This window comes from Bifidobacteriaceae bacterium, assembly GCA_031281585.1.
Taxonomy (GTDB): Bacteria; Actinomycetota; Actinomycetes; order Actinomycetales; family WQXJ01; genus JAIRTF01.
Window position 1 is genome coordinate 1 of sequence record JAITFE010000025.1, and the last position, 16,497, is coordinate 16,497.

The 16,497-nt window shown below is 68.5% G+C and carries 10 protein-coding genes; 5 read left to right on the forward strand and 5 right to left on the reverse strand.

Annotation, left to right across the window (positions count from 1 at the left end; all coding sequences use genetic code 11):
- On the forward strand, positions 1-782 hold a 782-nt coding region (gene aspA, locus LBC97_02185), incomplete at its 5' end, for an aspartate ammonia-lyase (protein ID MDR2564867.1).
- An 89-nt stretch (positions 783-871) separates the two neighbouring features.
- Here aspA and LBC97_02190 read toward each other — a convergent pair.
- From LBC97_02190 to LBC97_02200, 3 genes are all read right to left on the reverse strand, one after another.
- Entirely contained in the window at positions 872-1,081 is a 210-nt protein-coding gene (locus LBC97_02190; protein ID MDR2564868.1) for an exodeoxyribonuclease VII small subunit, read from the reverse strand.
- The gene (gene xseA, locus LBC97_02195; protein ID MDR2564869.1) at positions 1,078-2,325 is read right to left on the reverse strand and encodes an exodeoxyribonuclease VII large subunit; all 1,248 of its coding nucleotides are present in this window, start codon (positions 2,323-2,325) and stop codon (positions 1,078-1,080) included. Before xseA ends, LBC97_02190 begins: the two co-directional genes overlap by 4 nt.
- A 164-nt stretch (positions 2,326-2,489) precedes the next feature.
- The gene (locus LBC97_02200; protein MDR2564870.1) at positions 2,490-4,247 is read right to left on the reverse strand and encodes a fumarate hydratase; all 1,758 of its coding nucleotides are present in this window, start codon (positions 4,245-4,247) and stop codon (positions 2,490-2,492) included.
- Between the two features lie 157 nt (positions 4,248-4,404).
- Here LBC97_02200 and LBC97_02205 point away from each other — a divergent pair, with 157 nt between their 5' ends.
- Positions 4,405-5,154: a hypothetical protein gene (locus tag LBC97_02205; GenBank protein ID MDR2564871.1), complete on the forward strand. Its 750-nt coding sequence runs from the start codon at positions 4,405-4,407 to the stop codon at positions 5,152-5,154.
- A gap of 91 nt (positions 5,155-5,245) precedes the next feature.
- Positions 5,246-6,223, forward strand: coding sequence for a 4-hydroxy-3-methylbut-2-enyl diphosphate reductase (locus LBC97_02210; protein ID MDR2564872.1), 978 nt, complete (start codon positions 5,246-5,248; stop codon positions 6,221-6,223).
- A 4-nt stretch (positions 6,224-6,227) separates the two neighbouring features.
- Here the strand turns inward: LBC97_02210 and nudC are convergent, their stop codons facing one another.
- A complete protein-coding gene (nudC, locus tag LBC97_02215) occupies positions 6,228-7,016 on the reverse strand; it encodes an NAD(+) diphosphatase (protein MDR2564873.1) in 789 nt (262 codons plus the stop codon).
- Between the two features lie 71 nt (positions 7,017-7,087).
- A complete protein-coding gene (locus LBC97_02220; GenBank protein ID MDR2564874.1) occupies positions 7,088-7,867 on the reverse strand; it encodes an SDR family oxidoreductase in 780 nt (259 codons plus the stop codon).
- A 160-nt stretch (positions 7,868-8,027) separates the two neighbouring features.
- On the opposite strand from LBC97_02220, the gene LBC97_02225 reads away from it, so the two are divergent.
- Positions 8,028-9,479, forward strand: coding sequence for an MFS transporter (locus LBC97_02225; protein MDR2564875.1), 1,452 nt, complete (start codon positions 8,028-8,030; stop codon positions 9,477-9,479).
- A 960-nt stretch (positions 9,480-10,439) separates the two neighbouring features.
- Positions 10,440-16,331 (forward strand): YDG domain-containing protein, encoded by a 5,892-nt coding sequence (locus tag LBC97_02230; GenBank protein ID MDR2564876.1) that lies wholly within the window; start codon positions 10,440-10,442, stop codon positions 16,329-16,331.
- The last annotated feature ends 166 nt before the right edge of the window (positions 16,332-16,497 follow it).

The window sequence follows — 16,497 nt, forward strand, 5'->3', positions numbered from 1 at the left end:
GGTACGGCGCGGAGCGGGTCCAGTCGGCTCTCGGCCGGGTGGCGGAGGTGCCGCTGGGCGGCACCGCCGTGGGGACGGGCATCAACACGCCCCAGGGCTTCCCGCAGCGGGTGGTCGAACTGCTGGCGGAGGACACCGGCCTGCCGATTGTCGAGGCCCGCAACCACTTCGAGGCGCAATCCGCCCGGGACGCGTTGGTCGAGTTGTCCGGCCAACTCAAGACCGTGGCCGTCTCGCTGATCAAGACCTGCAACGACCTGCGCTGGATGAGTTCCGGGCCCCGCGCCGGGCTGGGCGAGATCCACCTGCCGGACCTCCAGCCCGGCTCCTCGATCATGCCGGGCAAGGTCAACCCCGTTATTCCAGAGGCCACGCTGCAGGTCTGCTCCAGGGTGATTGGGAACGACTCGGCGATCGCCTGGGGCGGGGCTTCCGGCTTCTTCGAGTTGAACGTCCAGATCCCGTTGATCGGGTCGGCGCTGCTGGAGTCGATTCGGCTGCTGGCGGCGGTCTGTCGGCTCCTCGCCACCAAGGTGGTGGACGGCGTCACGGCTGACGCCGTGCACTGCCTGGAACTGGCCGAATCCTCGCCCTCGATTGTCACGCCGCTCAACCGAATCATCGGCTACGAGGAGGCCGCGAAGGTCGCCAAGTACTCCGTGGCGCATGAGACCACGGTTCGCCAGGCCGTCTTGGACCTGGGCCTGGTGGCCCAGGGAAAGATCACCGAAGCCCAACTGGATGCCGCGCTAAATGTGATGTCGATGACCCACCCCGCATGAGAAATGGGGACGGTACCTTTTTCCGGCTCTGCCGGAAAAAGGTACCGTCCCCATTTCTCTCGAGCTGGAAAAGGGTACCGTCCCCGTTTTTAGTCGGGGGGATTGGCGCGGGCCGCCAGACGGGCGCGGGCCGCGTCCAGCCATTCCTGGCAGCGGTCCGCCAGCGCCTCACCCCGCTCCCACAGCGCCATGGCCTCCTCAAGGGTTTGCGAACCGGCCTCTAGCTCCTGGACCACCTGGACCAACTCCGTGCGGGCCTGTTCGTAGGACAATTCCCCAGCGGGGACCGGGTTGCTCATGGTTTCAAGCCTAGCGAGGCCCCCGGCGCGGGTCCGGCCTCCGCTCCAACCGCCGCCCCTGCGGCTTTGGCCCCGAACGCGCCGCCCGCCACCCGCACCCGCAGTTGGTCGCCCCCGGCGACCTGCGCCGGGTCGGTGACCAGCGCGCCCGCCTTGGTCACCAGCGCGTAACCGCGGTCCAGCGTCCCCTGGGGCGACAACGCCACCAGCCGCCCGGACAAGACGGCCAGTTTGGCTTCGGCGGTGCCCAGCCTTTGCCCGATGCCGCGCCGCCCGTCCGCCGCCAAACTCGCCACCTCCTGGGCCCGGCTGGCGATGATCCAAGCCGGGTCTTTCAACGCCGGTCGCGTCCTCAAGGCTGCCAGCGTCTCTAGTTCGCGGTCCAGCCGCACGGCGAGGATTCGCTCCAGCCGCTCGGCGGCGCCGCGGACCAGGGCCGACTCGTCGGCCCAATCCGGGACAATCCGCTTGCCCGCGTCCGTGGGCGTGGCCGCCCGGAAATCGGCCACCAGGTCAAGCAGCGGCGAGTCCGGCTCATGCCCTATGGCGCTCACCACCGGCGTGGACGCGGCGGCCACGGCCCTGATCAGGGCCTCGTCGGAGAAGGGCAGCAGGTCTTCCAGCGATCCGCCGCCGCGGGCGATCACGATCACCTCCACGGATTGGTCCGCGTCCAGTTCCGCCAGGGCCGCCGTCACCTGCGCGGCCGCTGTCAGCCCCTGCACCGCCGTGTTCTTGACCAAGAAGCGGGCGGCGGGCCAGCGGCGCGTGGCGACCTCCACCACGTCATGTTCCGCCTTGGAGTCCCGCCCGCAGATCAGTCCGATCAGCGCCGGGGCGAACGGCAACGGCCGCTTGCGTTCCAGCGCGAACAGGCCCTCGGCGGCCAACTTGCGTTTGAGCCGCTCCAACTGGGCCAGCAACTGGCCCTCGCCCGCCAGGCGGACCTCGCGGACCTTGAACGACAGCCGGCCCTGTTTGGTCCAGAACTCGAACTTGCCGTTGACCACGACCCGCGCGCCTTCGGCCAACTCCAAGCCGACCAGCGCGGAGGCGGGCACCGAGATGTCGATCGACACGTTTTGGGCGGTGTCCCTGAGCACGCCGAAGGCCATGCCCGCGCGGCGGTTGAACTGCACCACCTGGCCCTCCACCCAGACGGCGCCGAGCCGCTCAACGTAGCCTTTCACCAGGTCGGAGACCCGGCTGACCGGCCACGGAGTCTCCGGGGACGAGTCGTTCACGCCGGCCCCGCCGTCTGGCGCCTTGAATCCCCGGCACCCCCGGTCCACGGGTCGGCCGCCCGGAGTCCGGACCGTCCGGCGTCCCGGGTCCCGGATCGCCGGCAGTTCGTTGGACTCGGCACGCGCTCCGGCGGCGAACCGGCCTGAAGCTCGGGGGCCACCGCTCAGGCCTTCAGGCCGCGCAGCGACAAGGGCACCGTCCGCTTCTTGGAGACGTCCGCGAAGAAGTCGTTGCCCTTGTTGTCCACCACGATGAACGCCGGGAAGTCCTCGACCTCGATCTTCCAGATCGCCTCCATGCCCAACTCGGGGTATTCGACCACCTCGACGGACTTGATGCAGTCCTGGGCCAGGCGGGCCGCCGGCCCGCCAATCGACCCGAGGTAGAAGCCGCCGTGGGCGTTGCACGCGTCGGTCACCGCCTGCGAGCGGTTGCCCTTCGCCACCATGATCATGGACCCCCCCGCCGCCTGGAACCGATCCACATACGAATCCATGCGGCCGGCTGTGGTGGGGCCGAAGGACCCGGACGGCATCCCGGCCGGCGTCTTGGCCGGTCCGGCGTAGTAGACCGGGTGGTCCTTGAAGTACTGCGGCAGGCCCCGGCCCTCGTCCAAGCGTTCGCGGAGCTTGGCGTGGGCTATGTCCCGCGCCACGATCATGGTCCCCGTCAGGGACAACCGCGTGCGGATGGGGTACTGGTCCAGTTGGGCCAGGATTTCGGCCATGGGCCGCGAGAGGTCGATCGGCACGACTTCCCCGGCCGACCCGGCACCGGCGGAACCTTGGGCGGCGGAGGGCGACCCGGCGGCATCGTGCGCGTGGGCGTCAACCGAACCCGGCAACGCGACGGGCTGGGTCTCCGGCACGTGCGGCATGTACTGGGCCGGGTCGCGTTCCAACTCCTCGATGAACACGCCCGCGGGCGTGATCTTGGCCAGGCACTGGCGGTCCGCGGAGCAGGACACGGACACGGCGACGGGCAGGGACGCGCCGTGGCGGGGCAGGCGCACCACGCGCACGTCGTGGCAGAAGTACTTGCCGCCGAACTGCGCGCCAATCCCCATCTGCCTGGTCAACTCCAAGACGCTGGCCTCCAACTCCAAGTCCCGGAAGCCGTGCGCGTCCATTGACCCCTGGGTGGGGAGCGCGTCCAAGTATTTCGCGGAGGCGTACTTGGCGACCTTGAGGCAGTATTCGGCGGACGTGCCGCCAATCACCACCGCCAGGTGGTAAGGCGGGCAGGCGGCGGTGCCGAGCGAGCGGATCTTCTCGTCGAGGAACTCCAGCATGGACTCGGGGTTCAGGATCGCCTTGGTCTCCTGATAGAGGTAGGACTTGTTGGCCGAGCCGCCCCCTTTCGCCATGAACAAGAACTTGTAGGCCAACTCGTGGCCGGGCGCCGTGTCCGCGTACAACTCGATCTGCGCGGGCAGGTTGGTGCCCGTGTTGCGCTCCTCCCAGGTGGTGAGCGGCGCGTTCATGGAATAGCGCAGGTTCAGCTTGGAGTAGGCGTCGCAGACGCCCCGCGACAGGGCCTCCTCGTCCGGGCCCGTGGTCAGCACGCGCTGGCCGCGCTTGCCCATGACGATGGCAGTGCCCGTGTCCTGGCACATCGGCAGGATCCCGCCCGCCGCGATGTTGGCGTTCTTCATCAGGTCCAACGCCACGAACTTGTCGTTGGCGCTCGCCTCCGGATCCTCCAAAATGGCAGCCAATTGCCTCAGGTGGGCCGGCCGCAGGTAGTGGGCAATGTCATGCATCGCCGTTTCCGCCAGCAGCGCCAGCGCGTCCGGCGCCACCTTGAGGAAGCTGGCGCCGTCCGGTCCCTCCTCGACGGACACGCCGTCCGTGGTGAGCAATCGGTAGGGGGTTTCGTCCGCCCCTGTGGGCAGCATGTCGCTGTACCGGAATTCGGCCATGGCCAGGCTCCTTTGCTTCGAGGGTGTTCAGTTCCGCCGGGCCAATTCTCCCATGCCCCCCTGACGACGCTGCCCGCGCTCGCGGCCTGCGGCGCTGCCCCCGTCGCTGGAACCGACGGGCGTTCGACGGGTCCGGCCGGGGTGAGAGACTAGGGGAATGGCGAAAAGCACCGGCAAGGTTGTCCTTTGGCATTTGCTCATGGCGGGGGCCGCCCTGGGCACCCTGGCCGCCTGGCGCTGGCAGCGCCGCTGGGGCGCCACCGCCGCCGAACAACGCGCCGTTTTGCCTGGGGACGACCTGATTCCGCAGCCGTTGGCCCAGGCCACGCGGGCGATCGGCATTGACGCCCCGCCGGACGTGGTCTGGCCGTGGCTGAAACAACTCGGCTACGGCAAGGCGGGTTTCTACTCCTACGCCTGGTTGCAGCGGTTGGCGGGCCTCGACATTGAGAACGCGGACGCCATTGTGCCCGAGTGGGCGGACATCGAGGTGGGAAGCACCGTCAACCTGGCCGAGGACTTGGGGCTGTCGGTGGCCTGCGCCGAACCGGAACGCGCGCTGGTGCTGGTTGGGGCGGGCGACCCCCCGCCCGGAATGGGCCAGTTCGACTTCTCTTGGGCGTTTGTGCTTGAACCGGAGGGTCCCGTCGGCACGCGCCTGGTGGTCCGGGAACGTTATTCCTGGTCAAGGTGGCTGGACGGGCTGACCATCAAAGCCGTGGGGTGGGTCAGTTTCGTCATGAGCCGCGCCATGTTGCAGGGCATCCGGGCCCGCGCGGAACGCTCGTGGCAGGACCGCCTTGACGCCAGATTGGACGATGCCGCCGCCGACGTCCCCGAATCCCCTTCCGCCGTCGGGTCGGCCGGCGCTGGCGACCAGGCTGACGCGCCCCAGGCTTTGGCTTGAGAACGCGGGGAAGCCGGTCGGCTTGGAAAAGGCGGGGCACGCGGGTGGGCCGCCGGACCGCCCGGCGGGCAAGGCTGGCGGGGGAGCGCTAGTGGGGAAGGTGCTGCTGGCCGCGCCGCGCGGCTATTGCGCGGGCGTGGACAGGGCGGTTGAGACGGTCGAGCGCGCTTTGGAGCTCTACGGCGCGCCGATTTACGTGCGCAAGGAGATTGTCCACAATCGCCATGTGGTGGACCGGCTGGCTGGCCGGGGCGTGGTGTTCGTGGCCGAATTGGATCAGGTTCCCCACGGGGCGTGGGTGGTGTTCTCCGCCCATGGTGTCTCCCCGGCCGTCCGGGAACAGGCGAAGGCGCGCGGCCTGCAGGTCATCGACGCGACCTGCCCGCTGGTCACCAAAGTGCACCGCGAGGTCGGCAAATTCGCAGGCCGAGGCTTCTCCATTGTGCTGATTGGGCACCAGGGCCACGAGGAAGTGGAAGGGACGGCCGGCGAGGCGCCGCAGGCCATCCAGGTGATCGACTCCCCGGCGGAGGTAGACGCGGTCGAGGTGCCAGATCCCGCCAAGGTGGCCTGGCTGTCCCAGACCACCTTGTCGGTCGATGAGACCATGGCGACCGTGGCCCGCCTGCGGGAACGTTTCGCGGACCTGACCGACCCGCCCTCGGACGACATTTGCTATGCGACGCAGAACCGCCAAGGGGCCGTCAAACAAATCGCGGAGCGCTGCGACGTGGTGATCGTGGTCGGGTCCGCCAATTCATCCAACTCGGTCCGACTGGTCGAGGTCGCCCTTGGCCACGGGGCGAAGGCCGCCTACCGGGTGGATTCGGCGGCCGAGGTCGACCCTGGCTGGCTGGACGCCGCGGCCACGGTGGGGCTGACCTCGGGCGCCTCGGTGCCGGAGGTCCTGGTGGACCAGGTGCTGGACCGGCTGGCCGTCCTGGGCTTCGACCACCGCGAAGAGGTGGCCGCCGCCTCTGACGCGCTCGCTTTCGCGCTGCCGCGCGACCTGCGCAAAGACATGGAATCCGCGGGTCAACCGATCCCGCAGCTCCCGCACCGCGCTTGAGCGGTCAGAACCAGCCCGCAAGCGCGCCCGCGCGCCACGACTCGACGGTTTGACGCGCCACGGAGTAATCCAGCGGCAGGGTGACCTGGCCCGAGGCGAGGGCGCGGGTGAGGGCGGGCCGGGTGAACCACACGGCATCGGTGATTTCGACCCCGTCAACCCTGATCTCGGTGGAAGTCGCCAGGGCCGCGAATGAGGCCATCAACGAACCGGGGAACGGCCAGGGCTGCGAACGGATGAAGCGCAATTCGGACACCTCGATCCCCACCTCTTCCAAGGCTTCGCGGCGCACCGCCGCCTCCAACGCCTCGCCCGCCTCCACGAACCCGGCCACCAGGGTGTAAAGGCCGTCCGGGTGGTTGGCGGCATGGGACAACAACAGCCGTTCGTCCTGGTCCAGGATCGCGGTGATGATGCAAGGGTCGGTGCGGGGGAAAACCGCGCGGTCTTCCCGCACGCAGAGGTACCCCTCCCGTGCGGGGTCGGGTTCGACCGGGCCGCCGCAAGCGGGGCAGAACCGGGACTGATGGCGCCAATTGGCGACCGCGACGGCCCTCAACGCGGCTGGCTGGGTGGCCGGAGGCAGGGCGGGCAACGCCGCCCGCGCGGGCACCCAAACCGCGTCGGGGATCGCCAACGGCGAGGATCGGGATTCGGTCACGACGGCCGCAATGCCGTCGCCCACCGGGACTGGCGGAATGGCTGGGAGCGCCTGAGCGGCATCGGCCAACCGATGGCCGGACATCAACAAAAGGGGGGCGGTGCCGGGAATCACGCCGATGACCTGTGCCACTCTCCCCAATTTACTGTCATGTCGCGCGGGCGGGGGTGGGCGACAGGCCCAGGGCCAGCCGGCGGGCGGGGCTACCAGGTGGCGTCGCCGCGCGTGAGCACGTCCGTGCCCCCGTCCACAAACACGACCTGGCCGCACAAGTGCGTGTTCTCCTCCGAGGCCAGCCAAACCAGCAGCCGCGCGGGCGCTGTGGGCGGCGCGGCGGGGCCGTTGAGCGGCATGGGCGTCGATTTGAAGGCCAATTCGCGTCCCTCCGGGGTGGACAAGAGCTGCTTTGTCATGGGCGTTTCCACCACCCCCGGGGCGATCGCGTTGAGCGGAATGGACTGGCCCGCCCAGCGCCTCTTCGGGGCCGAGCGCCGCACCCAGCGCGCCAACGCCTCCTTCGACGAAGAGTAGATCAAGTACCCCAAACGCGGATCCGCTTCGAGTTCCTTTGCCCTGGCCAGAGCGGCCGGTTCGTCGCCGGCCAACATCATGTCCACCAAGGCCGGGTCGGCCGGATGCAGACTGGCGGTCGAGGACACGCCCACCGCCCTGGGCGCCGGCGAACCCGCCAGGTAGGGCCGCAACCCTTCCAGCGTGGCCACCATTCCGAAGTAGTTGACCGATGCCGTCAGCGCAGTTGGCGCCGAAATCCCGGCCACGGCGATTATCCCGTCCAGCCGTCCCCCCGCCAGTTCTCCCGCCAGGTCGACCAACGCCATGCGCCCGTCCGCCGTGGCCAGGTCGCAATCAATGTCGCTGCCTTTGACGTCGGCCCCGATGACCCGGTGGCCTTGTTCCGCCAACAGCGTCGCTGTGGCCTGGCCGATTCCCGATCCCGCCCCGGTGACCAAGTAGGTCCGCATGTTTTCCCCCGATGTGTGCTGGGGCGCGGTCGGCTGTGACCGCGCCGTTCATTCCATTCTGCGTTGCGCGCGCGCTTTTCCCAAACCGGCCAAGGGACCTTCGGCCCAGGTGGTCCTACGACATGCGCCGTTCACCCGCGAGGCCTATGATTTTGAACTTATGCGTCCGTACCTCGACCTGCTCAAAATCCCAGGTGCGGCCGCGTTTTGCGCGGCTGCGCTGGTGGCGCGCGCGGGCGGGGCGATGATGGGGATCGGGACGGTCATGATGGTCTCCACCGAGTACCACAGCTACGCGCTGGCGGGCAGCGTTTCGGCCGCGAATGTCATCGCTTGGGCAGTCGGCACGGCCGTGTTGTCGAATCTGGTCGACCGTTACGGGCAGCGGCGGGTGATGTTGCCGGCGGCGCTCGTGTCGGCGGGGACGCTGGCCGTGCTGGTGGTCTTCGGCATTTTGCACACTCCGGACTGGGCCTTGTTCGCCCCGGCGGTCATCTCCGGCGCCACGGGCGGCGCCCCTGGTGCCATGGTCAGGGCACGGTGGAACGTGGTGGTCAAGAGCGCCCGCCAGTTGCACACCGCGTTTTCTTTGGAATCCACACTGGATGAACTCTGCTTCGTGGTCGGGCCGGTCGCGGCCACATTCTTGGCCACCCAGGTCATGCCGAGCGCCGGATTGATCGCGCCGGTCATCCTGGGCGTGGTCGGCTCGCTCTGGTTCTACTCAATGCGGGCGACCGAACCGCCGGTCTTGGGCCGGAAACCGCATGTCGCCGAACCGCGCCGACAGGATGAGGCCCAGCCGCCGGACTTGGCGACGCACCCCGCCGAAGACGCGCCCGCCGGGCCTTCGGCCGCCCCGCCCGCTGAGCGGTCGGGCGGGACTGGGTCCCTCCCGGAAGGGGCGGTGGCGGGAGCGGCGGGCGGGTTGCCGCACGGCGCTGCGGATGAGTCGCGCGGGGTGCGGCGTGGGCTCGCGCGTGGCGCGCGCACAGCGGCCGCGGCTGCGTCCCGGTTGACGGCCGAGTTGATTCTGGTCATGCCGGGCGTCGCCCCGGTGGCGATCGTCACCGTGATGGTGGGCGCCTTGTTCGGGGCGTGCGACGTGACTGTCGTGGCCGCCACCGACGCCTGGGGTGTGAAGCCGTTGTCCGGAGCGGTCCTGGGCGCGATTTCCCTGGGCTCCGCGCTGGGCGGCTTGGCGTACGGCTCGCGGAACTGGGTGAGTTCGGTGGCCCGGCGCTGGGTGATCTGCCTGGGGCTGCTGTCGCTGGCCTGCGTGTCGGTTCTGTTCGCGTCCGATCCGCTGTTCCTGAGCCTGGTCGGATTCGCGGCTGGTCTGACCATCGCGCCCACCATGATCAACCTCAACGCCTTGATGCAGTCGTTGGTGCCGACCAACCGGTTGACCGAGGGGCTGGCCTGGGTCGGAACGTCTCTGGGGATTGGCGTCTCCGCCGGCGCGGCCCTGGCGGGTCAGCTGATCGAGAAGGTCGGCTACCAGGCCGGTTTCGTCGCCATGATGACGGCGGGATTCGTCGGCACCGCCTTGGCGCTGGTCCGGGCCCGTGCGGTGGCCCGCACGGCGCGCGAAGTGGCCGCAGGCCGGTAGCGCCGTCTTGGCGCGGGCGGGGGCAGTCTTTTCGGGCCGCCCCCAAGCGATCCGTCCACTCTCTCGGCGTTCCGGATTCCAGTCGCAAGTCGGATTGCTCCGTGCCTTCTCGCTGATCCCCCTCGCCCGGCGGCGGATCCCGCGCCACCGGTTCATCGACTGGCGGATTCTCCTACCCCCTCGCCGCCGACTGGCGGATCTTGCGCCGCCGGCTCCGTCCCCGACCAGATGAAAACCTACATTCGCCGCCCCTGACCGCCCCTGACCAGATGCGAACGTACACTCGGTGCCGACTGTACGTTTTTGTCTGGCTCTCCGGCCCGAGTGTACGTTCCTGTCTGGCCCGGACAGTCGAATGTACGTTCCTGTCTTGGGGCCAATTCCGTATTCCAAGGTCACGGGCTCGAAGGAGGGCCGACCGGCAGATGAAAACCTACATTCACCGCCCCCAACCAGATAAGGGCTTACACTCGCCGCCCCTGACCAGATGCGAACGTACACTCGGTGCCGACTGTACGTTTTTGTCTGGCTCTCCGGCCCGAGTGTACGTTCCTGTCTGGCCCCGCAGGTCGGGCGGGCAAGACGCCCTGGCGCCGAGAAGGGCGGCGCTATTGGCCGTGGCCGGATTGACCTCAAACCGCCTCGGGGACCCGTTTCAGGTCAATCAGGCCGCCTCGCGCAAAGAATCCGCTTCGGGCTGAAGCGGGTTCCGGATCGTCGACCGATGGGCTTTGTGCCTCCGCCTGTGGCCAGTGGCGACTGCTCCAACGCCTCCCCGAGTGGCGGGTTCTGGACGGGGCGGGTTGCGGGCTGAGCGCTGGTGCGGTGCCGGTCGCCGGGGTGGCCTTGGGCGCGGTGGTTTTGCTGCGGATGGAATATGCGGGGCTCTGGGCGGGTTATTGCGGTGCAGCAATTCGTCGTCATGCGGCCGTTCTCGGGCCGCCGGAAGGGTTCGTGTTCATGCGTGGTTTCTCGGGTGTTGGTCGTGGTTTGGGTTTTGCGGTGTTGGGATTGTCGCTGGTGTTGGGGTTGCTGGCGGCAGCCATCCCAGCGCTGGCGGAGGGTTCTGACCCGGAGTTTGTACGAGTCGAGGTGCCGGTGACGGTACAGGTCGTTGATTCCGGGTCCCCCAATGGCGGCGGCGGCGGTTCGGGCGAGATCGGCGATGGCGGCCAGCCCGGCGAAGGCGGCTCGGGCGACGGTGAGATTGGCGATGAAGGCTCGGGCGGTCAGGATGGGCTCCCTGGGGACGGCGGCCAGCCTGGCGACGGCGGTTTGGGCGACGGCGGCGCTGATGGCGATGGCGGTTCGGCTGGTGAAGATGGGCTGCCTGGTGAAGGCGGTCAACCCGGCGATGGCGGCTCGGGCGAAGCTGGCGATGGCGGTTCGGGTGACGGGGACGCTGATGGTGAGGGCGGTTCGGTTGGCGCGGATTCGTCGGTTGGGGTGTTGCCGTTCACTGGTTCCGGGTTGTGGGCTGCTGGTTTGGCGGTGTTGCTGGTCGGCGCGGGCGTGACGATTCTGGTTGTGAGGGCCGGGACTGGCCGGGGCGTGCGGCTGGCGGCCGGGGTTCTTCTGAGCGTGGGCGTTGTCGCCGGCGTGGGCGGCGTGGTGGCCGCGTCGGCGGAGCCCGCAGGGCCCTCGGCGGCGGACGGCGTGGTTGTAGTGGTGGACAAGGGCGTGTCGTTGACGGGCCGCGCGACCGTGGGGTTGGATGTGGCCGGGCTGGGCTCGAAGGTGGTCGGGGTGGACCAGGCTATCGAGGCCGGCTTTGCCGAGTTTTCGGTCAACGGTGTGGGCGTGGGCGCGTCGGCCTCGCGCGTCGCGGAGGTCGCGGACAAGGACTTCGACGGCCGGTTGGAGCTTGTTCTGGAGGTCGCGGTCGACCCGGACTTGCCGGTGGGGACCTATCAGGCCGCCTCGGTGGTGGAGGCCTTCGACGAGCGCGTGGTGGTCGAGGCAGTGGAGGCCGCGTTCGCCCCGAAGCAATACGACGGGACGGATGCCCTGCTGCCAACGGCGGCCCCGGTGGTGGTCGGAGTCGCCGATGGCGATGAGGTGGCGCTGGAGGGTTTGGGATTCTCGGCCGCGGGCGTTGAAGCCGCCGCCGGGCAGTCCGTGACGGCGCGCGCGGATGGCTTGTCCGGCGAGGACGCCTGGCGCTACCGGCTGGCCAGCCCCGTGTTGCGGGTGGTGGCCCCTGGCGGGTCGGATGAGGACGGCGAGGAGCGGGCCCCGGCGGTGGCCGCGATCGTCCCGAGGGAACTGGTGGTGGCCGGTCTGGCCGCCGAGGACAGGGTTTACGACGGCACCGACGCCGTGTCGTTGACCGGGCGACCGGCGCTGGGCGGCGTTGTCGGCGACGACAAGGTGTTCGTGACCGGCACGCCGTCCGCCAGGTTTGAGTCGAAGGACGCGGGCGCGGACAAGGCCGTGGCGTTCGATCTGGGCTCATTTGCCCTTGAGGGCGCGGACGCGGCGAATTACGTGCTGCGCTCGCCGCAGTTGACCGCGTCGGTCGCCCCGAAGCCCTTGGGGGTGACCGGTTTGGCCGCCCAGGACAAGACTTACGACGGGGCCGTCGAAGCCACCATCACCGGCGATGCCGTCTTGGTCGGCGTCGAGGCGGCCGACCAGGTGACGCTCGGCGGCGTTCCGAAGGGCGAGTTCGACTCGAAGTCCGCCGGCGATGGCAAAGCCGTCGCCTTGGACGCCGATGCCGTGCGGCTGGCGGGCGCCGACGCCGGCAACTACACGTTCGACCTGCCGGGGCTGACGGCATCGGTCACGCGGCAAACTCTGACGGTGGCCGGTTGGACGGCCCAGGACAAGGTCTACGACGGCACCCAAGACGCCCACTTCTCCGGGACCGGATCCCTGGTCGGCGTGGTGGCCGGGGACCAGGTGTCGCTGACGGGCGCGCCCTTCGGCGCGTTCGACTCGAAGGCGGCTGGCGCGGACAAGCCCGTGACGGTGGACCCCGCATCGGTCGGCCTGGCTGGCGCAGACGCCGCCAACTACGTGCTGGACGTGGCTGGCGAGCACACGGCATCGGTCGCCGTGAAAGAAGTGACCGTTGACGGTCTGGCAGCCGAGGACAAGACTTACGATGCCGCCGTGGACGCCTCGTTCACGGGCGCGGCCGTCTTGGTCGGCGCGGTGACCGGCGACGACGTGGCGGTCCAGGGAGCGCCGTCAGGCCGGTTCGACTCGAAGAACGTGGGCGACGTGAAGGTGGTGACCCTGGACGAGGGCTCGCTGACCCTGGCCGGCGAGGACGCCGCCAACTACGCGCTGGCCCTGCCGGAACTGACCGCGGCGGTCGCCCCGAGGGAACTCGGGGTGGCCGGTTTGGCCGCCGAGGACAAGATCTACGACAGAACCGAGGCCGCCTCGCTGACGGGCGCCGGGTCCCTGGTCGGCGTGGTGGACGACGACCTGGTGTGGCTGGCGGGCGCGCCGGTGGGCGTGTTCGACTCCGCCGCCGCCGGGGAGGGCAAGACCGTCACGGTCGACCCGGACGCGTTGAGCTTGGCCGGCGAGGACGCACAAAACTACACGTTGCGACTGCCCCAACTGACCGCGTCGGTGGCCCCGAAGGGCTTGAGCGTCGCGGGCTTGACGGCCAACGGGAAGGTCTACGACGGGACGGCGGACGCCTCGTTCGCGGGAGAGGCCTCGCTGACGGGCGTGGTGGACGGCGATGCCGTCTCGCTCGAGGGCGCCCCGGTCGGCGCGTTCGACTCGGAGGACGCCGGCGCCGACAAGGCTGTGACGCTCAGCGCCGATTCGTTCGCGCTAACCGGCGAGGACGCGGCCAACTACACGCTGGGCCTGCCCGAACTGCGGGCGTCCATCACCCCGAAGCGGGTCGACGTGACCGGCTTGACGGCGGTGGACAAGGTCTACGACGGTTCGGCGGACGCGGTGTTCGCCGGTTCGCCGGTGCTGTCCGGGGCGGTTGGGCAGGATCCCGTGTGGCTGACCGGGGTTCCCTCGGGCTGGTTCGGGTCCGGGGACGCCGGAGCCAACAAGACGGTGACTTTGGATCCGGCTGCGCTGCGGCTGGACGGCTCGGGCGCTCCGAACCACGTGCTGCACCTGCCCGGCTTCACGGCGTCGATCATTCAAAAGGACTTGGCCATCACAGGCTTGACGGCCGTGGACAAGACGTATGACGGAACCGCCGCCGCTGTGTTCGACGGCACGCCGGAGTTGACGGGTGAGGTGGGCCAGGACGACGTGTCGCTGACCGGGACGGCGCGGGGCGTGTTCGCCTCGGCGGCCGCTGGCGGCGCCAAAGCGGTGACGTTGAACCCGGGCGCTTTCGGGCTGGCGGGCGGCCATGCCGCCAACTACGCCTTGACCTTGCCAGAGTTCTCGGCCACCATCACCCCGCGAGAGCTTGTCATTGCGGGCTTGACCGCTGAAGACAAGGCTTACGACGGGAACGAGGACGCCTCGTTTGCGGGGACGGCCGCGCTGGTCGGCGTTGTCGAAGAGGATTCGGTGTCGCTTGATGGCGCGGCGCGGGGCGTTTTCGACTCCATGGAGGCTGGCCAGGACAAGGCCGTGAAACTGGATGCGGACTCGTTCGCGTTGTCCGGGCCCCATGCCGCCAATTACACGCTGAGCCTGCCGGAACTGACCGCCTCGATCAACCCGAAGGCCTTGACGGTCACCGATTTGACGGCCGTCGACAAGATCTACGACGGCACGGCGGCGGCTTCGTTCACGGGCGCGCCGGCCTTGGCCGGGGTTGTGGGTAAGGACGAGGTCCGGCTGGTCGGCTCGCCCGCCGGCCGGTTCGACTCCGAGGAAGCGGGGACGGGCCGGACGGTCACCTTGGACTTCGACTCGGTTTCCCTGGTAGGCGAGAAGGCCGGCAACTACCGGCTGGACGCGGCTGGCCCCTACACGGCATCGATCAAGCCGAAGGAACTCACGCTGGAGGGCTTGACCGCTGAGGACAAGACCTACAACGGGACTGCGGACGCCCGGTTTGCGGGTCAGGCCACGCTGGCAGGCGTTGTCGAGGACGATGCCGTCTGGCTGGAAGGTTCTCCGGCGGGCGCCTTCGACTCGAAAGACGTCGGAGAGGGCAGGGCGGTCACGCTGAGGGCGGGATCTTTGACCCTGTCCGGCGGCGACGCCCCCAACTACGCGTTGAGGCTGCCCGTGATGGCCGCTTCGATATCCCCGCAAGTGGTGACGCTCGAAGGCTTGACGGCCGAGGACAAGACCTATGACGGGACTGCGGACGCGACGTTCGCGGGCGAGGCGACCTTGTCCGGCGTGGTGGACGGCGAGACCGTGTCGGTCAAGGGCACGCCGCGCGGGCTGTTTGACTCGAAGAACGCCGGGGACGGCAAGACTGTGACGTTTGTGGCCGCTTCCGTCGAATTGGACGGTGCGGGCGCGGGTAACTACATCCTCGGGGTGGGCGGGCAATACACGGCGTCGGTCGCCAGGCGGCCTGTGACCTTCGAGGGCTCCGTGAAGGCCACGCGCGATCTGGACGACACCGATCCGGCGAGCTTCGATCTGCGTGTTGAGGACGAGTCCTCATTTGGGAACGTGCTGCACGGCGAAGCCTTGTCGCTCAGCGCGGATGCGGTCTCGGCCGTTGTGCCCGCTGGCGACGCGTTCGGGATCGAGGGGACCTCTCAGGGGGTGGTGACCGGCCAGTTCGGCCTCTCTGCAGGTGCCGGAGCTTCTGTCGACAACTACACGTTGGCGGAGCAGCCGACCGCACAAGTGACCATTGCGGCAGCGCGAATCGTGTTGCGAGCCGAGATCACCGCCGGCGGCCAACAGGTGAAGCTGAACAAGTACTTCGCCAACGGGTACACGGTGGACTGGGGCGACGGAACCCCGGTCGAGCAGGCACCCGAATCCGCGACCGGTTCCCTGATCCATGTCTACGACGGCGCCAGGGACGGGGGCTACAAGATCACGCTCACGTCTTTGTTGACCGGGGAGCAGCGGTGGACTTTCCGGAACGGCTCAGCGCCTTTGGTTCCAAAGTCGGGAACCACGGCCGCGCGGATGGTTGTTAAGAAGTTTCCAAAGCTTCGGGCGTTCATGTCGAGCCAAACGCGAGCTGACGACCACTTCTTCCGCAGTTTCAACTACAGCGGAGCTTTGGCCGAGTTAGCGCCGGGATCATTCGACACCAGCGACATAACCTGGGCGGGAGATCATTTCTTCGACGACTTCAACCTCAATGGCAAACTGGAACGGCTGCCCGAGGGCTCTTTCGACACGTCGGCGATCACCAGGGCGGGCTCCTATTTCTTCGCCTACTTCAACTACTACGGCGTGTTGACGGGGTTGCCGGAAGGGTCGTTCGGCACGAGCAGTATCACCAGCGCCGGGTTCAATTTCTTCGTCGCGTTCAACTACTACGGCGCGTTGACGAAGCTGCCGGAAGGGTCGTTCGACACGAGCAGGATCACCAGCGCCGGGTCCGAATTCTTCGCCGCGTTCAACTACGCCGGCGCCTTGACGGAATTGCCGGCTGGTTCTTTCAACACCCGCAGGGTTCTGCAGGTCGGATCAGGGTTCTTCGCCTATTTCAACTATCGCGGGCAACTGGCCACCCTTCCGGATTCTTTCAGGTGGCCGGCACTGGACAAAACGACAGCGAGCCAGGCGGGAAATTTCCAGGAGGCTTTCAACAGTTCGATCCGCATAAGCCGTGCGGCCAGCGAGATCATCGGCGGTTGCGCCACTCCCGACACGGACCGCAACACCTTCAGCGACAACCAACCGGGCGTGGATGAGGTAGACGACAACTGGAGGCAGTCGCCGCGCGAGTCGGAAGGGAACGAAGAGAGGGACACCCAGTGAATTGAGCCACCCCATGTGGCTTGATTGAGTCGGTTTGCTTGGACCCTGCGGGCGGCCCGGCGGCGAATGCCGCCGGACCGCCCTCTTTTCGTTTGGGTGCCTGGTCGGCTACTGGATTGCCCGATTCTTCGCCTCTGAGTGGAATATGTGGGGCTCTTGTGGGGTT